The sequence below is a fragment of the Pseudomonas sp. 14P_8.1_Bac3 genome (assembly GCF_025466085.1).
GTDB lineage: Bacteria > Pseudomonadota > Gammaproteobacteria > Pseudomonadales > Pseudomonadaceae > Aquipseudomonas.
The window spans coordinates 24,171-44,960 of record NZ_JANLOD010000020.1; the positions used below are offsets into that span (position 1 = coordinate 24,171).

Annotated in this window: 20 protein-coding genes; 9 read left to right on the top strand and 11 right to left on the bottom strand. The window is 60.8% G+C overall.

What is annotated here, in order from left to right; genetic code table 11:
- Positions 1–615 precede the first annotated feature (615 nt).
- The 5 genes from NTD84_RS07245 to dksA form a co-directional block, all read right to left on the bottom strand.
- Complete coding sequence (locus NTD84_RS07245; RefSeq protein ID WP_262164361.1) at positions 616–2,052, bottom strand: sigma-54-dependent transcriptional regulator; 1,437 nt, start codon at positions 2,050–2,052, stop codon at positions 616–618.
- Positions 2,053–2,074: 22 nt separating this feature from the next.
- Positions 2,075–5,029: a sensor histidine kinase gene (locus tag NTD84_RS07250; RefSeq protein WP_262164363.1), complete on the bottom strand. Its 2,955-nt coding sequence runs from the start codon at positions 5,027–5,029 to the stop codon at positions 2,075–2,077.
- The gene (locus NTD84_RS07255) at positions 5,013–5,189 is read right to left on the bottom strand and encodes a hypothetical protein (RefSeq protein ID WP_003176118.1); all 177 of its coding nucleotides are present in this window, start codon (positions 5,187–5,189) and stop codon (positions 5,013–5,015) included. Before NTD84_RS07255 ends, NTD84_RS07250 begins: the two co-directional genes overlap by 17 nt.
- 76 nt (positions 5,190–5,265) lie before the next feature.
- Positions 5,266–6,153 carry a tRNA glutamyl-Q(34) synthetase GluQRS gene (gene gluQRS, locus NTD84_RS07260; RefSeq protein WP_262164365.1) on the bottom strand — a complete coding sequence of 296 codons (888 nt, stop codon included), beginning with the start codon at positions 6,151–6,153 and terminating at the stop codon, positions 5,266–5,268.
- A gap of 229 nt (positions 6,154–6,382) precedes the next feature.
- A complete protein-coding gene (gene dksA / locus NTD84_RS07265) occupies positions 6,383–6,823 on the bottom strand; it encodes an RNA polymerase-binding protein DksA (protein ID WP_007902025.1) in 441 nt (146 codons plus the stop codon).
- Between the two features lie 334 nt (positions 6,824–7,157).
- Here dksA and NTD84_RS07270 point away from each other — a divergent pair, with 334 nt between their 5' ends.
- Entirely contained in the window at positions 7,158–8,330 is a 1,173-nt protein-coding gene (locus NTD84_RS07270; RefSeq protein ID WP_262164367.1) for a pyridoxal phosphate-dependent aminotransferase, read from the top strand.
- Positions 8,330–9,043 carry a DNA/RNA nuclease SfsA gene (gene sfsA / locus NTD84_RS07275; RefSeq protein WP_262164369.1) on the top strand — a complete coding sequence of 238 codons (714 nt, stop codon included), beginning with the start codon at positions 8,330–8,332 and terminating at the stop codon, positions 9,041–9,043. Before NTD84_RS07270 ends, sfsA begins: the two co-directional genes overlap by 1 nt.
- Here the strand turns inward: sfsA and NTD84_RS07280 are convergent.
- Complete coding sequence (locus tag NTD84_RS07280; protein WP_262164371.1) at positions 9,040–9,357, bottom strand: Rieske (2Fe-2S) protein; 318 nt, start codon at positions 9,355–9,357, stop codon at positions 9,040–9,042. The genes sfsA and NTD84_RS07280 overlap by 4 nt on opposite strands.
- A gap of 166 nt (positions 9,358–9,523) precedes the next feature.
- Here NTD84_RS07280 and NTD84_RS07285 point away from each other — a divergent pair, with 166 nt between their 5' ends.
- Genes NTD84_RS07285 through NTD84_RS07300 form a run of 4 tightly spaced genes read left to right on the top strand, consistent with a single transcriptional unit; the run spans position 9,524 to position 13,068 of the window.
- Complete coding sequence (locus NTD84_RS07285; RefSeq protein WP_262164372.1) at positions 9,524–10,396, top strand: hemin ABC transporter substrate-binding protein; 873 nt, start codon at positions 9,524–9,526, stop codon at positions 10,394–10,396.
- 50 nt (positions 10,397–10,446) lie between these two features.
- Positions 10,447–11,430 carry a FecCD family ABC transporter permease gene (locus tag NTD84_RS07290; RefSeq protein WP_262164401.1) on the top strand — a complete coding sequence of 328 codons (984 nt, stop codon included), beginning with the start codon at positions 10,447–10,449 and terminating at the stop codon, positions 11,428–11,430.
- On the top strand, positions 11,430–12,197 hold the full coding sequence (locus NTD84_RS07295) for a heme ABC transporter ATP-binding protein (RefSeq protein WP_262164374.1): 768 nt from the start codon (positions 11,430–11,432) through the stop codon (positions 12,195–12,197). Before NTD84_RS07290 ends, NTD84_RS07295 begins: the two co-directional genes overlap by 1 nt.
- A 16-nt stretch (positions 12,198–12,213) precedes the next feature.
- Positions 12,214–13,068, top strand: a complete 855-nt coding sequence (locus NTD84_RS07300) for a ChaN family lipoprotein (protein ID WP_262164376.1) — start codon at positions 12,214–12,216, stop codon at positions 13,066–13,068.
- A 220-nt stretch (positions 13,069–13,288) separates the two neighbouring features.
- On the opposite strand, the gene NTD84_RS07305 is transcribed toward NTD84_RS07300, so the two are convergent.
- The 4 genes from NTD84_RS07305 to NTD84_RS07320 form a co-directional block, all read right to left on the bottom strand.
- Positions 13,289–14,098: a Crp/Fnr family transcriptional regulator gene (locus tag NTD84_RS07305; RefSeq protein ID WP_262164378.1), complete on the bottom strand. Its 810-nt coding sequence runs from the start codon at positions 14,096–14,098 to the stop codon at positions 13,289–13,291.
- Positions 14,099–14,113: 15 nt separating this feature from the next.
- Entirely contained in the window at positions 14,114–14,386 is a 273-nt protein-coding gene (locus tag NTD84_RS07310) for a TfoX/Sxy family protein (RefSeq protein WP_003228231.1), read from the bottom strand.
- Between the two features lie 244 nt (positions 14,387–14,630).
- Positions 14,631–14,975: a pentapeptide repeat-containing protein gene (locus NTD84_RS07315; protein WP_262164380.1), complete on the bottom strand. Its 345-nt coding sequence runs from the start codon at positions 14,973–14,975 to the stop codon at positions 14,631–14,633.
- A 91-nt stretch (positions 14,976–15,066) separates the two neighbouring features.
- Positions 15,067–16,623, bottom strand: a complete 1,557-nt coding sequence (locus tag NTD84_RS07320; protein ID WP_262164382.1) for a bifunctional aminoglycoside phosphotransferase/ATP-binding protein — start codon at positions 16,621–16,623, stop codon at positions 15,067–15,069.
- 117 nt (positions 16,624–16,740) lie between these two features.
- Here NTD84_RS07320 and mrcB point away from each other — a divergent pair, with 117 nt between their 5' ends.
- From mrcB to NTD84_RS07335, 3 genes are read left to right on the top strand one after another with little or no spacing between them, the layout of a single operon-like run.
- Positions 16,741–19,065: a penicillin-binding protein 1B gene (gene mrcB / locus NTD84_RS07325; RefSeq protein WP_262164384.1), complete on the top strand. Its 2,325-nt coding sequence runs from the start codon at positions 16,741–16,743 to the stop codon at positions 19,063–19,065.
- A 16-nt stretch (positions 19,066–19,081) separates the two neighbouring features.
- Positions 19,082–19,816 (top strand): tetratricopeptide repeat protein, encoded by a 735-nt coding sequence (locus tag NTD84_RS07330; RefSeq protein WP_262164386.1) that lies wholly within the window; start codon positions 19,082–19,084, stop codon positions 19,814–19,816.
- Positions 19,816–20,151: a YqcC family protein gene (locus NTD84_RS07335; RefSeq protein ID WP_262164388.1), complete on the top strand. Its 336-nt coding sequence runs from the start codon at positions 19,816–19,818 to the stop codon at positions 20,149–20,151. The genes NTD84_RS07330 and NTD84_RS07335 overlap by 1 nt, the downstream gene beginning before the upstream one ends.
- Before the next feature lie 4 nt (positions 20,152–20,155).
- Here the strand turns inward: NTD84_RS07335 and NTD84_RS07340 are convergent, their stop codons facing one another.
- Complete coding sequence (locus tag NTD84_RS07340) at positions 20,156–20,578, bottom strand: DUF4124 domain-containing protein (RefSeq protein WP_262164390.1); 423 nt, start codon at positions 20,576–20,578, stop codon at positions 20,156–20,158.
- Positions 20,579–20,790 lie beyond the last annotated feature (212 nt).

Consider the following 20,790-nt stretch of genomic DNA (forward strand, 5'->3'; position numbering starts at 1 on the left):
TTCTTCGCGAGCGAGCTCCTGCATGAGGCAGGGGAGGCTAAACGCCAGAAACTACAAGGGGAGCCGAAGCTCCCCAAGAAGTAGTTGCATGTTCTATTTTTGTTATTGGTTTCGGGCTTTTTGTTTTTGTTGAGTGCCCGCGTCATGAAGATTTTCCTTCATGACCCTCCCAATCGGGAGCCAAGAGCAAACGGATTGCTTTGGTCGCTGTGCTGCAGTGATCTTGCGATCCAACCAGTTCAGGCTCTGTCTCAGGACAGTTTTTGTTGTTCTCGGCCTGGTCGTGGGGCAAGCCCCAAATACAACGCCTCTCCAAAAGAATCAGTTAGCTGCGCCTCTCGCCGTCTTGTTTTTATTGTGCGTGAGTCGATTCGTCTTATTTTTATTGTCTTGTGCATTGCTTGTTATTGTTCTTGTACCAAACATATAGCAGGGTGCGTGCCAACTTTTGCCAGGCCCAGCAAAACAAGGGGTTAGGTAGCGTTGTGGGGTTTTTCGAGGCCGAAAAAAACCGGGGCTTCGTTACCGTAAGCCCCGGCTTCTGTTACGTGAAAAAACTGGGGTAACAGTTTTTTCGCAAAGTCACGTGTTACCCACGCACGGTACAGGTGACGTTCAGCTCTCGCTGGCGACACCGGTCTTGCGTCGCGGAATGCCCAGGCGCTGGCGGCGTTCCCACAGGCATTTGCGGCTGACCCCGAGTTTGCGTGCCAGCTCGGTTTCCGTCATGTGGTCCTGATGCTCGAGCACGAAGTGCTGGAAGTAATCTTCCAGCGACAGGTCCTCGGTCGGCTCGTGGCTGTTGTTACCCGCGCCATTGCCCTGCTGCGGCGCCAGGCCGATGAACTCGTCGTCTTCCAGGTCGCTCAACTCGATGTCGATACCCAGCAGCTCGGCGGAAATCTCCGGGCTCTCGCACAGGATGACCGCGCGCTCCACTGCGTTTTCCAGCTCGCGCACGTTACCCGGCCAGGAATAATGACGAATCGCTTGCTCAGCGTCCGCAGCGAATTTCAGATCCGTGCGATTAACCCGCGCGCTCTGCCGCGCCAGGAACGCATTGGCGATTTCATTGACGTCGGCACCGCGCTCGCGCAAGGCCGGCAGCTTCAGGGCGATCACATGGAGGCGGTAATAAAGGTCTTCGCGGAACTGGCCGATTTTTGCCAGGCTCTTGAGGTCGCGGTGAGTCGCGGCGATCAGGCGCACATCGACTTTCTGCGACTGCACCGAACCTACGCGGCGAATCTCGCCTTCCTGCAACACCCGCAGCAGCCGGGCCTGCGCTTCCAGCGGCAATTCGCCGATTTCGTCGAGGAACAGCGTGCCACCGTCCGCCGCTTCCACCAGACCGGCGCGACCGGCGCTGGCGCCAGTGAACGCGCCTTTCTCGTGACCGAACAGTTCGGACTCGATCAGGCTTTCCGGGATCGCCGCGCAGTTCACCGAAATCATCGGTGCCTTGGCGCGTTTGGACAGGTTGTGCAGGGCCCGCGCCACCAGTTCCTTACCGGTGCCCGACTCGCCCTGAATCAGGACGTTGGAGTCAGTCGGCGCGACTTTGCGAATCTTGCCGTACAGATCCTGCATGGGGGGGCAGGAGCCGATGATGCCGATTTCGCCGTTGCTGTTGTCGATGCCCGGTTTCGCCGCACCATTGGCGGTTTTGCCGGCCAATGGTTCGCCGCTGGTCTGCACCGATTGCCGGTCACGCAGGATGCGCGCGACGGCCTGGAGCATTTCGTCGTGGTCGAAAGGCTTGGCGATGTAATCCACCGCGCCCATCTTCATGGAGTCGACTGCCGAACGCAGGCTGGCGTAGCTGGTCATGATCAGCACCGGAGTGCCTTGACCCAGTTTGATCAACTCGGTGCCCGGTGCGCCCGGTAGACGCAGGTCACTGACGATCAGATCGAACGTGGGAATAGTGAAGCGTTCTTGTGCTTCCTGCACTGAACCGGCTTCGCTGACCTGGTACTGGTTACGTTCCAGCAGGCGGCGCAAGGCGGAGCGGATAATTGTTTCGTCTTCGACGATCAAAATGTGCGGCATTGATTCGATACTCTCGACGGTCTCAGTTCACAGCGGACGTCGCTTCGACATGACGCGGCAAGGTCACCCGGATACGGGTGCCGCGTTGGCTTTGAACATCAGCCGGGCTGTCGATGGTGATTTGTCCATAATGCTCTTCAACGATGGAATAGACCAGTGCAAGGCCCAGACCGGTGCCTTCGCCAGGATCCTTGGTGGTGAAGAAGGGTTCGAACAATCGGTCCATGATGTTCTTCGGAATACCGCTGCCTTCGTCTTCCACGATCAGGTCGACCGTGTGTTCGCCGGCTTCGCTTTTCACCCGCACTGCGCTGCCCGGAGGCGAGGCGTCACGGGCGTTTGAGAGCAGATTGATCAGGACCTGGGCGAGGCGCTGCGGGTCGCCTTCGACCCAGTGATCGGGGTCGCACAGGTTGTAGAACTGCACTTCGAAATTGCGTCGGTTGAGGGCCAGCAAGCCTATCGCGTCCTGGGCCACTTCGGCCAGACAGACGGGTTCGTCGCTGTGCTGATGGCTGCCGGCGTGGGCGAAGCTCATCAGCGACTGAACGATGCGCGACACGCGTTTGGTCTGTTCGAGGATCTGCCCGCTGATTTCCCTCAGCTCGCCATCGTCTTCACGTTCTTCGCGAAGGTTCTGCGCCAGGCAGGCGATGCCGGTGATCGGGTTGCCGATTTCATGGGCCACGCCCGCCGCGAGGCGGCCGATGCTGGCCAGGCGCTCGGAGTGCACCAGTTTGTCTTCAAGCATCTGGGTTTCGGTCAGGTCTTCCACCAGCAGCACGAGACCACTGTTACCCGGCGCAAGCGGTTCGTCGATCGCCGCTTTGTGCAGGTTCAGCCAGCGGGTCTGGCCATCGAGGGCCAAGTGCTGCTTGTGCAAATGTTCGTCCGGCAGGTTGATGAAGCCTTGCAACAACTCTTTCCACGGGTCGGCAATGGTGCTCAGGCGCGAACCGACCACACGCTGCGCGGCAATTCCGGTCAGCTCTTCCATGGCCTTGTTCCACATGAGGATTTCCTGGTCCTTGGCCAGGGAGCAGACGCCCATCGGCAATTCCTGCAGGGTCTGACGGTGGTAGCGGCGCAGGGCGTCGAGTTCGGCGGCCAGGCCGGTCAGGCGCGAGTGGTAATCCTCGAGGCGGCTTTCGATGAAGTGGATGTCTTCGGTGACGTAGTTTTCGCCACCGGCCTTATAAGGCAGGAACGTTTCGACCATGTCTTGCGCCACGCTCGGGCCCATCAGGCCGGAAAGGTTGGCTTCGATCCGGTCACGCAAACGGCGCAAGGCATAAGGCCGGCGCTCGTCGAAGGGCAGGTAAAGATCACGCAGCGCCTGCTCGACTTCCTTCTGCGCGGCTTTGGCGCCCAGGGGTTTGGCCAGTTGCGTGGCGAATTCCTGGGGCGAGGCGGCGTGCAGTTCGCGGCGTTGCGGGCGACGCACGTTGTCCACGGCGCAGGCCTCGGCGGCGCTGGCCTCTTCGGGGCTGGCGTTGGTGAACAGCGAAATCAGGGTGAACATCAGCACGTTGGCGGCCAGCGACGCGATCGCCGCCATGTGCCAACTGGTGTCGTCCAGCACATAGATCATGTTCAGCAGCGGAATGTAGAAGCCTTGCAGATTGCCAACCAGCGGCAACAGCATGGTTACAATCCACACCAGAATCCCCGCCAGCAAGCCGGCGATGAAGCCGCGACGGTTGGCGGTTGGCCAATAAAGGACAGAGAGCACGCCGGGCAGGAACTGCAAGGTCGCCACAAATGCGACGATGCCGAGGTTGGCCAGGTCCTGCTCCGCGCCCAGCAGCAGGTAGAAGCCGTAACCGGCCATGATGATCGCGACGATCAGCGCCCGACGTGTCCATTTCAGCCAGCGATAGATGTTGCCTTCGGCCGGCGGCTGATAAAGCGGCAGCACCAGGTGGTTCAGTGCCATCCCCGACAGTGCCAGGGTGGTGACGATGATCAGTCCGCTGGCCGCTGACAGGCCACCGACGTAGGCCAGCAGCGCCAAGGCCTTGTTGTTGGCAGCGATGCCGATGCCGAGCGTGAAGTATTCCGGGTTGGTGGTGGCACCGAGTTTCAGCCCGGCCCAGAGAATCAGCGGCACCGCCAGGCTCATCAACAGCAGGAACAGCGGCAGGCCCCAGCTCGCGCTGACCAGTGAGCGCGGGTTGAGGTTTTCGGTAAAGGTCATGTGGTACATGTGCGGCATCACGATCGCCGAGGCGAAGAACACCAGTAACAACGTACGCCACGGGCCTTCCTGCAACGGCGTGTGCAGCGCCGCGAGGGCGGTCTGGTTCTGCAGCAGCCACAGCTCCAGTTGTTGCGGGCCGTCAAACACGCCATAAAGGGCATACAGGCCCACGCCGCCGATAGCGATCAGCTTGATCACCGATTCAAAGGCAATCGCAAACACCAGGCCTTCATGTTTCTCGCGGGTGGCGATGTGGCGCGAGCCAAAGAAGATCGTGAACAGGGTGATCAGCGCGCAGAAGCTTAGTGCTACGCGGTGCTGCACCGGTTCGCGGGTGAGAATGCCGATGGAGTCGGCCACCGCCTGAATCTGCAAGGCCAGCAGCGGCAGTACACCGATCAGCATGAAGATCGTGGTCAGCGCACCGGCCCAGGTGCTGCGGAAACGGAACGCGAACAGGTCGGCCAGCGACGACAATTGATAGGTGCGGGTGATCTTCAGGATCGGATACAGCAACACCGGCGCCAGCAGGAACGCGCCGGAAACCCCGAGGTAACTGGAGAGAAAGCCGTAGCCGTACTGATAGGCCAGGCCCACGGTGCCATAAAACGCCCAGGCACTGGCGTAGACACCCAGGGACAAGGTGTACGTCAGCGGGTGGCGAATGATCGCCCGGGGGATCATGCCCCGTTCACTGATCCAGGCTACGCCGAACAGCACCGCCAGGTACGCGGCGCTGATCAGGATCATCTGGGTCAGGCTAAAGCTCATCGGCATCTTTTTGGCTCTGCAGGATGAAAGTCACGACGATCAGGATCAGCCAGAGCAGATAGGGGCGATACCAGGCGCCAGTGGCGTCGATCCACCAATCCATGATGGCCGGGGAGAACAGATAAATCCCCACTACCAAAAGCAGGACCAAGCGATAGATGTACATCCCGGCCTCTCTTTTTATGCGCGTGCCCGAAAACGTGCGGCGATGGTAACGGATGGAGGCGCCACTGCAAGTGTGATCACCGTAGTTGCGCTTCGGGCAGGTGGAGTGTGCGCGGGATCTTCGTCGCATCCCAGTGGGCGATGCCCCAGTTCAGCACTTCTCGTGGTGTCCCGTACGCCAGTTCCGCTCCAGGATCCTGCCCGAGTGCGCGCAATGCGCGAAGTAACAACGGCGTGGCCTGATCGTCGGTCAGCGGCGGCGAACGGTAGGATTTGCCGAGCTTGTTGCCGTCCGGCTGGGTAATCAACGGGATGTGCAAGTAGCGCGGCTGCGACAACCCAAGCAGTTCTTGCAGGTAGAGCTGACGCGGTGTCGAGTCCAGCAAGTCGGCGCCGCGGACGATGTCGGTGATGCCTTGCCAGGCGTCATCGAGTACCACGGCCAGTTGATAGGCGTAGAGGCCATCGCGGCGGCGTATCACGAAATCACCGACTTCACGCCCCAGGTGCTGGCGGTATTCGCCTTGCACCCGGTCGATGAAGTGGTATTCGAGTTCGGGCACACGCAGGCGGATCGCGGCGTCTTCTGTGCCATGGCCGGCATTGCGGCACAGCCCCGGATAAATGCCGTGATACGGCTCAAGCTGTTTGCGCGAGCACGTGCAGGCGTAGGCGAGGCCATGATTGAACAGGCTATTGAGCACCGCGGCGTAGGCGTCGTGCCGCTCGCTCTGTCGGACCAGTGCGCCGTCCCATTCGAAACCGTAGCTTTCCAGTGCCTTGAGGATCGCCGTCTGCGCGCCGGGCTCTTCCCGTGGCGGATCAAGGTCTTCCATGCGCATCAACCAGCGTCCGCCCACCGCCCGTGCGTCGAGGTACGAGGCCAGCGCAGCCACCAGCGAACCGAAATGCAGATGGCCACTGGGCGTGGGGGCGAAACGTCCGATGTAGGGGGAAGCGGTCATAGGGCGATGCTACTTTTCCAGGCGTGCGCCAGAACCCGTGCAGGAGCGAGCTTGCTCGCGAAGGTCGTCAACGATAACGCTGCAAGCCTGATACCCCGCAGCGTTCTCAGGTTCATCGCGAGCAAGCTCGCTCCTACAGTGATGGCGATTTTATAGACGTATCGGGTATCGCAAATATCAGAAACAAAAACGGAGCGTTCGCACGCTCCGTTCTTCATTCAAATCGCAATTACTTGCCGACTTGCTTTTCCTTGATTTCCGCCAGGGTCTTGCAGTCAACGCACATGTCGGCGGTAGGGCGGGCTTCCAGTCGCTTGACGCCAATCTCGACGCCGCAGGACTCGCACCAGCCATATTCTTCGTCTTCGATCAATTGCAGCGTCTTGTCGATTTTCTTGATCAACTTGCGCTCACGGTCGCGGGCACGCAATTCAAGGCTGAATTCTTCTTCCTGGCTGGCACGGTCTGCCGGGTCAGGGAAGTTGGCCGCTTCGTCCTTCATGTGATCAACCGTGCGGTCGACTTCCTGCATCAAGTCCTGTTTCCACTTGTTCAGGATCTTGGTGAAGTGAGCGCGCATGGGCTTACCCATGTACTCCTCGCCCTTGACTTCTTTGTAGGGTTCGAAGCCGCTGATCGACTGGTTTTGCTGCTTTGCTTGGGTGGGCATGAAATGGACCGCCTCTACTCTTGTAATCCATCTGCGCAGGATTGCTCCATCACCGACACCTGCCGGCCCTGCGGCTGCAAGCGGGCGAACTTACCAGATCAAATCGGACCGCGCTACTCCCGGATGTCGAGGTAAGGGTCCGAGGGGCTTGCAAATGATTGCAAAGCCTTATCTGGTGGTGATGGAGACCTGATCAATTAATGATTTTAGTCAAACCTCGCGCACGCGCATGAGTCGTTTGTGGCCAGGGTCTTAAGGCGTCTGACCGCTTTAGGTTCTCGCTCGTTCCTGCGCTTGGGTAGAATCGGTTCTTTTTCCCGTTGAAGGAAGGCTAATGGCTCAGTCCTACAGTGCCCGCAGTCGCGCGATCGAACCATTCCATGTCATGGCGCTGCTGGCGCGGGCCAATGAACTGCAGGCCGCCGGCCACGACGTGATCCACCTGGAAATCGGCGAGCCGGACTTCACCACCGCCGAGCCGATCATCCAGGCTGGCCAGGCTGCACTGACGGCGGGGAAAACCCGTTACACCGCTGCGCGCGGCATCCCCGAGCTGCGCCAGGCGATTTCCAGCTTCTATCAACAGCGTTACGGTCTGAGCATCGATCCCCAACGCATCCTCATCACCCCCGGCGGCTCCGGCGCGTTGCTGCTGGCCAGTGCCTTGCTGGTGGATCCGGGCAAACACTGGCTGTTGGCGGACCCGGGCTACCCGTGCAACCGGCATTTCCTGCGGCTGGTGGAAGGCGCAGCGCAGTTGGTGCCGGTCGGTCCGGACGTGCGTTATCAGCTGACGCCGGATCTGGTCGCGCGGCATTGGGACCACGACAGTGTCGGCGCGCTGGTGGCCTCGCCAGCCAACCCGACCGGCACGATCCTCACCCGCGACGAGCTGGCCGGCCTGTCGACCGCGATCAAGTCACGCCATGGCCATCTGGTGGTGGACGAGATCTATCACGGTCTGACCTACGGCACCGATGCCGCCAGCGTGCTGGAAGTCGACGACAGCGCTTTCGTGCTCAATAGTTTTTCAAAGTATTTCGGCATGACCGGCTGGCGACTTGGCTGGCTGGTGGCGCCGGAAGCGGCGGTCGGTGAGCTGGAAAAGCTCGCCCAGAACCTTTACATCAGTGCGCCGAGCATGGCCCAGCACGCTGCATTGGCCTGTTTCGAGCCGGCGACCATCGCAATCCTGGAAGAGCGCCGCGCCGAGTTCGGTCGCCGCCGGGACTTCCTGCTGCCGGCCTTGCGCGAGCTTGGCTTCACTATCGCCGTTGAACCGGAAGGTGCGTTCTACCTGTACGCCGATATCAGCCAGTTTGGCGGCGATGCCTTCGCGTTCTGCCGACATTTCCTCGAAACCGAGCACGTGGCGATCACCCCGGGCCTGGACTTCGGTCGTTACCAGGCTGGCCATCACGTCCGGTTCGCCTACACCCAAAGCCTTCCGCGCCTGCAGGAAGCGGTCGAGCGTATCGCCCGTGGTTTGCGGAGCTGGCAAGGCTGATGCGTTTTACTCCTCCCCTCGAAGAAGGTCGTCTAATCAGACGTTACAAACGTTTTCTCGCCGATATCGAAACCGTTCGCGGCGAGTTGCTGACCATTCACTGCCCGAACACTGGCTCGATGCTGAACTGCCAGGTCGAAGGTGGGCAGGTGTGGTTCAGTCGCTCCAACGATCCCAAGCGCAAGCTGCCGGGCACATGGGAAATCGGTGAAACCCCACAGGGACGGCTGTTTTGCGTCAATACCGGGCGTGCCAACGGCTTGATCGAAGAGGCGCTGCGGGCAGGTGTCATCACCGAGCTCAACGGCTTTACTGAACTGAAGCGTGAAGTCGCCTACGGGCAAGAAAGCAGCCGCATCGATTTTCGTCTCGACTACCCCAGCGGTCCGGCGTATGTGGAAGTCAAAAGCGTGACCCTTGGCTTCGACGGCTCATCGGTCGCGGCGTTTCCCGATGCGGTGACCCAGCGTGGTGCCAAGCATTTAAGGGAGCTGGCCCACCTGGCCCGGGACGGCATTCGCGCGGTGCAGTTGTATTGCGTGAATCTGAGCGGCATCGAGGCCGTGCGGCCTGCGGACGAAATCGATTCGGCCTATGCCTCAGCCTTGCGAGAAGCCGTGGCGTGCGGAGTCGAGGTGCTGGCCTACGGGGTGCGCCTGAGCCACGAAGAGATGGTGGTGGATCGGCGTCTGGATGTATTGCTCGGCCATTAGAGGCTGATCCAGATCCCTTGAGCGTCTTCGCGACTGTCAACGCGTGTCAGGAATTGCCCTGCGCACGGGCCGGCTACGCACTCGCCGTCTTCGATCAGGAACAGCGCACCGTGGGTGGCACACTGGATCAGGCTGTTGCTGGGGTCGAGAAACTGGTCCGGTGTCCATTCCAGCCCGACGCCGCGGTGCGGGCAGCGGTTGAGGTAAACGTAGACCTGACCACTGCGGCGCACGGCAAACAGCCTTTGGCCGTCGATGTCGAAACCGCGGCTGCTGGAATCGGCCAGCTTGGCGCCTGCGCAAAGAAACTTCATGTCTATCCTCAAGTCCACGGGCTCATGACCGGATATGTCCGAGCTTGACGTTCAAATGCAAACAATTATCAAATGGCCGCCTTGCCCGTCGGATGCAGGTGCCGGACGCCGAGGATACTTGGCCTGACATCTCGATGCCTGGGAAAAACTTAAAAGGAAGCTGTTTATGCGCCTGAGTACCCGCGTTGCCGCGCTGTGTGTCGGACTTCTCGTCAGCCATTACGCCGCGGCGGCCGAGTTGCCACAACGTTGGGTCAGCGCCGGGGGCGCTCTGTCGGAATGGGTCAGCGCGCTGGGTGGTGAGTCGAAATTGGTGGGGGTCGATACCACCAGCCAGCACCCGGCCTCCCTCAAGGCGTTGCCCAGCATCGGCTATCAGCGGCAGTTGTCGGCCGAAGGTATCTTGAGTTTGCGCCCGCAAATATTGGTCGGCACCGAAGAAATGGGGCCGCCGCCGGTGCTGTCGCAGATTCGCGCGGCGGGGGTACAGGTCGAACTGTTCTCGGCGCAGCCGGATCTGCCCGCGTTGCAGGGTAACCTCGAGCATCTGGGCAAGTTGCTCGGGGCTCAGGACAAGGCGGCGCAAGTGTTCAAAACCTATCAGCAGCAACTCGATCAACAAAAAGTTCGCGTCACCAAGGCGCAACTGACTCAATCGTCACCGGGAGTGCTGGTGCTGCTCGGTCACGCGGGTGGCAAGCCGCTCATTGCCGGCAAAGACACAGCCGCTGACTGGCTGATCCAGAAGGCCGGTGGGCACAACCTGGCGACGCACACCGGCTACAAGCCTTTTTCCAATGAGTCCTTGATCAGCATGGATCCTGAAGTGCTGGTGTTCGCCGACCGCGCCCTGAGCGGCGACGCGGCGCGCGCGGCGTTGTTCAAGGAAAATCCGATTCTGTCCTCGACCCGCGCCGCCAAGGACGGGCGCGTCATGGAGCTTGATCCGACACTGCTGGTGGGCGGGCTCGGCCCGCGGTTGCCTGCTGCCTTGAAGACGATCAGCGACGGGTTCTACCCTGGCACTGCGTCGCAATGACCGTCCTGGTAAAACCTCGCACGTTGTTCATCGGGTTGAGCGTCCTGTGTCTGTTGGCGATCTGGTTATCGCTGGCGCTGGGGCCCGTGAGCCTGCCGTTGCTCGACACCCTGCGCGCGGCGTTGCGCCTGATCGGCGTGCCCATTGCGTCTGACGGGCTGGAGCAGGCCGAACTGATCCTCGGGCAGATCCGCCTGCCGCGTACGTTGTTGGGATTGGCCGTGGGTGGCGTGTTGGCGCTGTCCGGCGTAGCGATGCAAGGCTTGTTTCGCAATCCGCTGGCCGATCCGGGGCTGGTGGGCGTTTCCGGCGGGGCTGCGTTGGGGGCTGCGATCGCGATTGTCGGTGGCTCGGTGTGGGGTGGCTTGCCGGATTCCTTCGGGCCGTATCTGTTGTCGTTGTGCGCGTTTCTCGGCGGTCTCGCCTTGACCGCGCTGGTGTATCGACTCGGTCGGCGCAATGGGCAAACCAATGTCGCGACCATGCTGTTGGCAGGGCTCGCCTTGACGGCGCTGGCCGGTTCGATCGTGGGACTGTTTACCTATCTGGCGGACGACACGACCCTGCGTACATTGACGTTCTGGAACCTGGGTAGCCTCAATGGCGCCAGTTATTCGCGACTATGGCCGCTGCTGCTGATCAGTGCCGTCGTAGCGCTGTGGTTGCCGCGTCGGGCCAAAGCCTTGAATGCGTTATTGCTGGGAGAATCGGAGGCCGGTCATCTGGGCATCGACGTTGAGAAGCTCAAGCGCGAATTGGTGTTTTGCACGGCGCTGGGTGTCGGTGCGGCGGTAGCGGCGGCGGGGATGATCGGGTTTGTCGGGCTGGTGGTACCGCATCTGGTGCGTCTGCTGTCGGGCCCCGATCATCGGGTGTTGCTGCCTGCGTCGATGCTGGCGGGCGCGAGCCTCTTGCTGTTCGCCGATCTGGTGGCGCGATTGGCCCTGGCGCCAGCGGAGCTGCCGATTGGTATCGTCACCGCGATGATCGGTGCGCCGGTCTTTCTGTACTTGTTGCTCCGGGGGCGAGCCTGATGTTGCGAACGCAAAATCTGCACATCCGCCGAGGCCGCAAGATTGTCCTGGCGGGCATCACGCTTGAACTCAAGTCCGGGGAAGTGCTCGGCGTGCTGGGGCCTAATGGCGCGGGCAAAAGCACGTTGCTGGGCGCCTTGTGCGGCGAGTTGCAGGCTGACGATGGCAGCGTGTGGCTCGATCAGCGTGAATTGAGCGACTGGACTGGCGCCCAGCGAGCGCAGCGTCTGGCGGTGTTGCCGCAGGTCTCGACCCTCGACTTCGCCTTTCGTGTCGAAGAGGTCGTCGGCATGGGGCGCCTGCCGCATCAGAGCGGGCGGGTCCGGGATGATCAAATCGTCGCCGCCGCATTGCAGGCAGCGGATGCCGGGCATCTGCAGGGTCGCAGCTATCTGGCCTTGTCCGGTGGCGAACGTCAGCGGGTGCATCTGGCCCGGGTGCTCGCGCAGCTCTGGCCGGGTGAAGCGGGGCAGACGTTATTGCTGGATGAGCCGACCTCGATGCTCGACCCGCTGCACCAACACACCACGCTGCAAGCGGTACGCGAATTTGCCGATCGCGGTGCGGCCGTGCTGGTGATCCTGCATGATCTGAACCTGGCGGCGCGCTATTGTGATCGTCTGTTGCTGCTCGAAGGCGGGCGCCCGGTCGCGCTCGATACACCCGAGCAGGTGTTGCGCCCGGAGCCGCTCAAGGCCGTATTCGGGTTGGAAGTTCTGGTGCAGCAGCACCCGGAGCGCGGGCATCCGCTGGTCATCGCCCGCTAATTCAATGGGGTGACGCATGCGTGTATGGATGATTCTGGCAGTGCTGACGCTGAGTGCCTGTCAGCATGTTTCACCGCCGCCGCCTCCGGTGGTTGGCGAGATTCGCGACCTGCGCAGCGGTCAGACGCTGACGCCGCAGGCGTTGTTGGTGGAGCTGGCCAAGCCGTCGCGCGTGATCGTCGGTGAGCAGCATGACAATCGCGATCACCATGTGCTGCAACGCTGGTTGCTACAGGCGCTGGGTGATCGGCGACCGCAAGGCAGCCTGTTACTGGAAATGCTCACGCCGGACCAGCAGCCGCGAGTCGATGAGGTTCGTCGTGCCGCCCGTGTGCCCGCAGATTTGCCTGGCGCATTGGCTTGGCAGCCTGGCTGGGACTGGGATCTTTATGGCCCGATCGTCCGTTTTGCCCTGAGCCAGCCGTATCCGCTACTCGCCGCCAATCTCGATGCCGTGGAGGTGCGCGCTTTCTATGCCCATCCACCGGCCCTGATCGGAGTTCGTTCGAGTGCCGCGCCGGTCAAGGATGAGTTGCTGGCCCAGATCAGCGAATCCCATTGCGGCCTGCTGCCCGCCTCGCAGATGCCGGCGATGCTCGCCGTCCAGCAGCAACGCGACCGACGCATCGCCGAGCGGTTGCTGACGGCTCCTACGCCTGCCTTGCTATTCGCCGGAGCCTACCATGCTCGCAAGGATGTCGGCGTGCCGATCCATGCTCTGGATTTGGCTGCGTCCGAGGCGCCAACGGTATTGATGCTGGCGCAGCAGGGCAGCGAGGTCACGGCGGCCATGGCCGACTACGTTTGGTACACACCGGCCACACCGGCGCCGGATTATTGCGAAGAAATGCGCAAGCAGTTCGGCAAGTAGCCGCCACTTTTTACAGGCAAAAAAAGACCCGGCAAGAGCCGGGTCAAATAACCGTGATTAGCCTGATGAGGAGATATCTGAGAGTCCGAACCAAGGGCTGTTCAAATATCGACCAGTCTCGCGACCAGTTGTGATAATCATAGCGATTCTCATTACCAAGTCAACCGCTGATTCTTCATTTATTTTCAATTGGGCTTCGGAGGTCAGGAAAGCCCCGTGATCAATGGGTTTCAGAGCGTGAAATGCTGGCGCTCAATTGTGTAACCTGTTTGTTCAGCAGGTCGATTCGTCGTGCCATGCCTTCGATCAAGCTGCGGGCGATCTTCGGATTGCTTTGGGTCAGGCTGAGAAACTGATCTTTTGGAATCAGCATGACAGTACTCGGTTCGCTGGCGATCACACTGGCATTGCGCTTCTCGCCGGTGAACACTGCCATCGCACCGAAGATTTCGTCTTTCGGTACATCACCGACCTTATGCCCGTTCACAAACGCTTCGGCGTGTCCTTCGATGATGACGAACACATGATCGGCCTCGTCGCCCTGATGGATCAGCACGTCGCCGCGCGCCACGCGTTGAAAGCCGTTGGTGCTTCGAAATTCGGGTTGCTTGAGGCGCGCGACGGCGTCGGACAATAGCGCGGTCTGGCCGGCCAGGTACTGCAGGAACAGTTCCGAGCGCTCCGGGTCGGCATAAATGTGCTGGAAAACCTCGGACCGCAGGTAGGGCGTGAGTGTCAGCGGGCTGTCCGTGCACAAGCGACAGCGCGGCAAACTGGTGTCCTGCCGTAAGCCAACCAGATCGCCCTCATGCAAATAAAACAGTGGGCGGTCTTCGATGCACCCATGCAGCAGACCGCTGTCCAGCACGAACAATTGGTCGCCGGGTAATACCGCGCCCAAGTCGTCAACCGCTGCAAACTCCAGCACCGGGCCACAAGGTGACAATCGCCCCAGCAACTGAGCGGGAATGGTTTGCAAGCGGTTGATCAGTGCGTCGGCGTAAGCCGGTTGTTCCCCAAGCAAGTACATGGCGGTAGAGCCCGTTCAGTTTTTGTGGCGTGACGAAATAGCTTCCAGCTGTTTATTCAGGGCGTCCTTGCGCTCCGCGGGAATGTCATTCCAGTGCACATCCATCAAGGCACCTTCGATCGCATACAGCAACACCTTGGATGCCCGGAACCCGCGAGTGCGCACGGCCCTGTAAGCATCCACCGCCCCCAGGCGACGCAAGTCCGAAGCGCTGTGGATGCCCACGGCATGCAGCCACTGCGCCGACGTCTTGCCAAGATTTTTCAGGTGCTGCAGTTCATCATTCATCAAGCCTCCTTGCGACGGCCGAACGGTGCATGGGCAAGCCTCTGAGGAGTGTAGCCATCAGTAGGAAAAGCGTGATTGTTTGGTCGGTTTCGGCGCAAATGCTTCTAAGAAGCCAGCTCGATGAGCGGCGCAAGCGTACGCGAACGCGTCAGGATCAGGTGGGGAATATCGGGTTTGGGGCGGAAAATACCCACAGTCCAGCGCAAGTCGGGGGGCGCCGGACTTTTCCTTGGATCAGTCGTTTTTAACGGGTGCGATAGCGCAGGCGAGTGCCGAAATTCATCGACATCAGGATTTCGTCGGCGCTCAGCTCCGGCGGAAAGTAGGCCCCGGAGATCTGCGCGTGGGCCAGGCTTGCCCCTTCCAGATTCGAATGGGTGAAATCGATGCCACGCAAATCGGCAGAACGGAAATACGCATCGGTAAAGTCGACGCCGTCGGCATTCAGCTCACGCAGGTCGAGGCCACGGAAGTCACCACCGACCATGTCGATAGGCCCATCTTTCGGGCGCTCGTTGTTGAAACCTGTGATGTCATCTTTGTGCAGCAAGGCATAAAGCGGCGAGTCGAGCAGTTTGGGCTGGTTCATGTCACATCACCTGATGGTTTTATGACGCCAGTATAGTGCCACTATTCGGCAGTCGTGAAGCCGACGAAGGCTTCACGACTGAAATAGTTTCTTACAGGCCTGGCAGGCGTTGGCGAATTTGCGCAACGACGGTGTCGAGGGTCCCGCTTTCGTTGGTCTGAACGCGTTTGCTGCAAAGGATCTCTGCTGGCGTCAGCGCTTCACGATTGGCTTGTTGAGCGGCGATCACGGCCAGATTGGCATCGGACGGGTCCGTTTTGTCCGCCTGACGCAGGGCCAGCCAGCCTTCGATCACGGCCTGTGGCGCGTTGCAATCGAGGATCAGGAACGGCGCGCCGGTGGCTTCGGCGACTTTTGCCGCGCCGTCACGCTGATCGCGCTTGAGGTAGGTCGCGTCGACCACCACCGGGAAACCGGCACGCAGGATCACGGCGGCGATTTCATGCAGGCGGGCATAGGTCGCGGCGCTGGCGTCGGCGCTGTAGATGCCGGCCTGCGGGTCGTTCGCTACCGTTTGCTCGCCAAACAGGCGCTTGCGCTCTACATCGGAACGCAGGCGAATCGCCCCCAACGCTTCCACCAGGCGCATCGCCACGCGGCTTTTGCCCACTGCGGAAACGCCGTGGGTGATGGCCATGAAGCGCGAAGGAATGGTGCTGTAGCTTTCCGCCAGGTTGGCGTAGTTGCGGTACTGGCGCAGGGTGGTGGCGCGCTGCACCGGATCGGCCTCGGCCGGCATGCTGAACAGGCTGACCTTGGCGCGAACCAAGGCGCGGTAGGCTTTATAGAAGTTCAGCAGTTCCAGCCCCTGGTAGTCGCCGGTCAGCTCCAGGTACTGGCTGATGAAGCGGCGGGCAAGACTTTTCAGGCCGCGGTCTTCAAGGTCCATCGCCAGGAAACCGGTATCGGCATACACGTCGGTGAAGCGGAACGGTTCGTTGAACTCGATGCAGTCGAAGATCACGACCTTGCCGTCGATCAGCGTGGCATTGCCCAAATGGATGTCACCGTGGCATTCGCGGATGAACCCTTCGGCCTTGCGCTGGGCAAAGAGCGGCTTGAGGCGTTCGAAGCTGCTATCCGCCCAGGCTTGCAGCGCGTCGAGTTGCAGCAGGTCGGCCTTGTCACTGAGGAACGGGCGGATCTGTTCAAAGTTCTGCCGCACCGGCGCCATGACGCTGTCTGGGGTGCCGGCATCGTGTTCGGCAGGCACCTTGGGTGCGTTGAGGTGGAATTGAGCGATCTGTGCGGCCATCTCGTCGATGTGCGCGGTGGTCAACTCGCCGTTGGCTTGCAGGGTGCTGAGCAACTGACTCTGAGGGAATTGACGCATTTTCAGGGCGAAGTCGACGACCGTGCCATCGCCGCCCAGTTGCGGGGCTTCGACGCTGCCAGTGATGGGCAGCACTTCGAGATACAAATCATCGGTCAGACGCTGGTTGAGGCGTAGCTCTTCACCGCAGAAGTGCTCGCGGGCATCAAGGCTGGTGAAGTCAAGAAAGCCGAAGTTCACCGGCTTCTTCACTTTATAGGCAAAGGGACCTGTGAGAATGACCCAGGAAATGTGGGTCTCGATGACCTGGAACCCGTCTACCGGATGTGGGTAAAGGGCCGGGTTTTGCAGGGCGGCAATCAGGGACTGGCTCACAGGCGTTCCTTCAGAGTCTGGGAAAATTCACGGCCGCCATTATGGCCGCAAGTCCGCCTGACGCAAACCTCGGCGGGCGCCTGTTGAGTATGAATAAAGTGCGTATAATCCGCCGCCATGACTCGTACTCGATCCCCTCGCAGCAAAAAGAAACCTCCGTCCAGCGGCCTGCGCCCGTGGCTGGGCTGGGCCCTCAAACTCAGCCTGGTCGGCCTCGTGGTGCTCGCTGGATTCGCGGTTTACCTCGACGCTATCGTCCAGGAGAAGTTCTCCGGCAAGCGCTGGACCATTCCCGCCAAGGTGTATGCGCGCCCGCTGGAACTGTTCACCGGCCAGAAGCTGAGCAAGGATGATTTCCTCACTGAGCTCGATGCCTTGGGCTATCGCCGCGAAAGTGTGAGCAACGGCCCCGGCGCTGCGTCGGTAAACGGCAACACCGTCGATTTGAATACCCGTGGCTTCCAGTTCTATGAAGGGCTGGAGAAGCCGCAACCGGTGCGCGTGCGATTCTCCGGCGACTATGTGGCAGAACTCTCGGCGACCAACGGTTCGAAGTTGTCGGTCGTGCGCCTTGAGCCGCTGATGATCGGCGGGATCTACCCGAAGAATCTCGAAGACCGCATCTTGATCAAGATCGATCAGGTGCCGTCGTATCTGCTGGAAACCCTGGTGGCCGTGGAAGATCGCGACTTTTATAGCCATTGGGGGGTGTCGCCGAAGTCGATTGCCCGCGCTGTCTACGTCAACACCTCGGGCGGCAAGATGACCCAGGGCGGCAGTACGCTGACTCAACAATTGGTCAAGAACTTTTACCTGACCAGTGAACGCAGCCTGACGCGCAAACTCACCGAAGCCATGATGGCGATGCTGCTTGAACTGCATTACGACAAAAAGGAAATTCTTGAGGCTTACCTCAATGAAGTCTTCGTCGGTCAGGATGGTCAGCGCGCCGTGCACGGTTTCGGTCTGGCCAGCCAGTTCTTCTTCGGGCAGCCGTTGTCTGAGCTGAAATTGCATCAAGTCGCCCTGCTGGTGGGCATGGTCAAGGGGCCGTCCTATTACAACCCCCGTCGCAACCCGGAGCGCGCGCTTGAACGGCGCAACCTGGTGCTCGATGTGCTTGAGCAGCAAGGTGTCGCCTCAGCCGAACAGGTAGCGGCGGCGAAGAAAATGCCACTCGGCGTGACCACTCGCGGCAAGTTGGCGGACAGCTCGTTCCCTGGCTTTATCGACCTGGTCAAACGTCAGTTGCGCGAAGACTATCGCGACGAAGACCTGACCGAAGAAGGCCTGCGAATCTTCACCAGTTTCGACCCGATCCTGCAGATGAAAGCCGAGGCCTCAGTCAACGACACCTTCAAGCGCCTGGCCGGACGCAAGGGCTCGGATGATGTCGAAGCGGCGATGGTCGTGACCAATCCGGAAACCGGTGAAGTGCAGGCCATGATCGGCAGCCGTCAGGCGAGCTTCGCCGGTTTCAACCGGGCGCTGGATGCGGTGCGACCGATCGGTTCGTTGATCAAACCGGCGGTTTACCTGACAGCCCTCGAGAAGCCGAGCCAGTACACCTTGACCAGTTGGCTGTCGGACGAATCCTTCTCGGTCAAAGGCGCGGACGGGCAGGTCTGGAAACCGCAGAACTACGACCGCCGTTCCCACGGCACGGTCTTCCTTTATCAGGGCTTGGCGCATTCCTACAACCTGTCAACTGCGCGTCTTGGGTTGGCGGTGGGTGTGCCGAATGTCTTGAAAACCTTGGCGCGCCTGGGCGTTAGTCGTGAGTTTCCGGCCTTCCCGTCGATGTTGCTGGGCGCGGGTGGCATGACTCCGATCGAGGTGGCGACCATGTACCAGACCCTCGCCAACGGTGGTTTCAATACACCGATGCGCGGGATTCGCAGCGTTCTGACGGCCGAGGGCGAACCGCTCAAGCGCTACCCGTTCCAGATTCAGCAGCGTTTTGATCCGGCGTCCATCTACCTGATCCAGAGCGCCATGCAGCGGGTCATGCGCGAAGGCACCGGCAGTTCGGTGTACAACGTGTTGCCAAAAACCCTGACCCTGGCCGGCAAGACCGGTACCAGTAACGATTCGCGGGACAGCTGGTTTGCCGGTTTCAGTCAGGATCTGCTGGCCGTCGTCTGGCTGGGGCGCGACGATAATGGCAAGACACCGTTCACCGGTGCTACCGGCGCGCTGCAGGTCTGGACCAGTTTCATGCGCAAGGCCGATCCGTTGCCGCTGGACATGCCGCAGCCGGACAACGTTGTGCAGGCCTGGGTCGATTCACGTACCGGGCAGGGCTCCGATGCCAACTGCCCAGGCGCCGTGCAGATGCCGTATATTCGCGGCAGCGAACCGCCTCCCGGCGCCGCGTGCGGTGGCGACAGCCCTGCCTCTGGCGAAACGGTGATGGATTGGGTCAAGGGCTGGATGAATTAAGCAAAGAGGGTTTCAAGTGAACAAGTGGTTGATTCCAGCGGTTACCGCCGTGGCTTTGCTCAGCGGTTGCTCCACCGTACAGCGCGGTTCCATTCCGGTGGTGGATTCCGGCAGCGCCGTGTCCAACAGCGAGCGGGTGTCGGCGAATGGCGGTTTCCGTCAGACGACGGTGCAGCGCCCGACGCAAGCCCAGACCCAGGCGATTCCGCAAGGTGACACGGGTGTCGTGGTGATGGTGCCGGGTGGTGGTGCAGTGACGTCTGCACCGATCAGCACCGCGCCGATCACGCCGGGCCCGATTACTCCGGGGCCGATCGACACCTCGCCTGTGCAGTCGGCGCCGATCAATCAGGGCAGCTACAGCATGCCGTCGACGCCGAGCGGAGTTCCTTCGGCCAGTTCCGGTGGCTTGTCTGCCGACGAGCAACTGGACGGTCCGGTGCTGGCGCTGCTGACCACCGCTCAACAGCAACAGGCTGGCGGCGATCTTAACGGTGCCTCTTCCAGTCTGGAGCGCGCCCAACGTGTGGCGCCCCGCGAGCCGCAAGTGCTTTATCGTCTGGCCCAGGTGCGTATGGCTCAAGGTGATGCGCCGCAAGCCGAGCAGTTCGCCCGTCGTGGTCTGACGTTCGCCACCGGTCGCCCGGCGCTTCAGGCCAGCCTGTGGGAATTGATCGCTCAGGCACGTGAGAAGCAGGGTGATCCCGCTGGCGCTGCACAGGCCCGTCAGAAGGCCAGGGTTTCGTCGTGATGGATGCACGTTTTCCGAAAATTGCCGAGCAGTTGCTGCTGATCGAGCGGGAGTTGCGAGTTCAGGGGTGGTGGGATGATGTCGCGCCCTCCGCTGAAGCGCTGTCCAGTGTCGAACCGTTCTCGGTGGATACGCTGGATTTCGAGCAGTGGCTGCAATGGATCTTCCTGCCTCGGATGAAAATGATCCTGGAGCAGGATTTACCGCTGCCGAACGCCTCGGGCATTCAGGAAATGGCCGAAATGGTCTTCGCTGCGCGCGATGTTCAGGGGCGGGATCGCCAGTTGCAGGTGCTGCTCAAAGAGTTCGACCTGCTGATCACTGCGTCCCGCTGATTTCCTACTGGCAATTCTCGGCGATCTGTTTCTGTGCTTCGTGAGTCCGCTCCAGACGTTGCTCGTCGGTCAGGCGGCGCATCTCGCCGTCGACATCCTCTCGCAATCGCGGATTGTTCTGCAGCTGGGCCAGGTTCGTCCGGGCCTGGTCGCAGAACACCTTCAGTCGGGCCTGCTGCTCGGCGACCTGCTTTTTAACTGACTTGTCGATGGCCTGTTGATCACCGATGGTATTGCTGCTCGGCGGCGCAACCGGTTTGCCGGCAGGGGAGGAGGGCGTGACCACGGTCGCGGCTTCCCCGCCTTGGGGCGGTTGCGCATCGAAGTGGGTGACGCCTTGCTCATCGACCCATTTGTAAATCTGCGCGGCCATGCACGTGGGGCCGATGCCGATCAGCAGGGTCGCCGTCAGGAAAAACGTTCGCATGCCATTTCCTTGTATTGGGTTGCGCAATTGAAGCTAACACAGTTGCTGTTTCGCGGTTTTTTCTTGCTTTCTCATGTGCTTACTTCAATAAAGCACATTGACGACTTGACTTGCAGGGGACGAAACAGAAGAATCCAAAGTCCGCTGTAGAGGGACTGCCAGAAGCAGACCCACTCGGCAGATCATGAGGCGCACATCCGCGCCGACCTGTT

Bases quoted from the DNA above. Each gene is read 5' to 3' on its own strand.
- NTD84_RS07245 (WP_262164361.1), bottom strand. From the start codon at position 2,052: ATGCCGCACATTTTGATCGTCGAAGACGAAACAATTATCCGCTCCGCC.
- NTD84_RS07250 (WP_262164363.1), bottom strand. From the start codon at position 5,029: ATGCCGATGAGCTTTAGCCTGACCCAGATGATCCTGATCAGCGCCGCG.
- NTD84_RS07255 (WP_003176118.1), bottom strand. From the start codon at position 5,189: ATGTACATCTATCGCTTGGTCCTGCTTTTGGTAGTGGGGATTTATCTG.
- gluQRS (WP_262164365.1), bottom strand. From the start codon at position 6,153: ATGACCGCTTCCCCCTACATCGGACGTTTCGCCCCCACGCCCAGTGGC.
- dksA (WP_007902025.1), bottom strand. From the start codon at position 6,823: ATGCCCACCCAAGCAAAGCAGCAAAACCAGTCGATCAGCGGCTTCGAA.
- NTD84_RS07270 (WP_262164367.1), top strand. From the start codon at position 7,158: ATGGCTCAGTCCTACAGTGCCCGCAGTCGCGCGATCGAACCATTCCAT.
- sfsA (WP_262164369.1), top strand. From the start codon at position 8,330: ATGCGTTTTACTCCTCCCCTCGAAGAAGGTCGTCTAATCAGACGTTAC.
- NTD84_RS07280 (WP_262164371.1), bottom strand. From the start codon at position 9,357: ATGAAGTTTCTTTGCGCAGGCGCCAAGCTGGCCGATTCCAGCAGCCGC.
- NTD84_RS07285 (WP_262164372.1), top strand. From the start codon at position 9,524: ATGCGCCTGAGTACCCGCGTTGCCGCGCTGTGTGTCGGACTTCTCGTC.
- NTD84_RS07295 (WP_262164374.1), top strand. From the start codon at position 11,430: ATGTTGCGAACGCAAAATCTGCACATCCGCCGAGGCCGCAAGATTGTC.
- NTD84_RS07300 (WP_262164376.1), top strand. From the start codon at position 12,214: ATGCGTGTATGGATGATTCTGGCAGTGCTGACGCTGAGTGCCTGTCAG.
- NTD84_RS07305 (WP_262164378.1), bottom strand. From the start codon at position 14,098: ATGTACTTGCTTGGGGAACAACCGGCTTACGCCGACGCACTGATCAAC.
- NTD84_RS07310 (WP_003228231.1), bottom strand. From the start codon at position 14,386: ATGAATGATGAACTGCAGCACCTGAAAAATCTTGGCAAGACGTCGGCG.
- NTD84_RS07315 (WP_262164380.1), bottom strand. From the start codon at position 14,975: ATGAACCAGCCCAAACTGCTCGACTCGCCGCTTTATGCCTTGCTGCAC.
- mrcB (WP_262164384.1), top strand. From the start codon at position 16,741: ATGACTCGTACTCGATCCCCTCGCAGCAAAAAGAAACCTCCGTCCAGC.
- NTD84_RS07335 (WP_262164388.1), top strand. From the start codon at position 19,816: ATGGATGCACGTTTTCCGAAAATTGCCGAGCAGTTGCTGCTGATCGAG.
- NTD84_RS07340 (WP_262164390.1), bottom strand. From the start codon at position 20,578: ATGCGAACGTTTTTCCTGACGGCGACCCTGCTGATCGGCATCGGCCCC.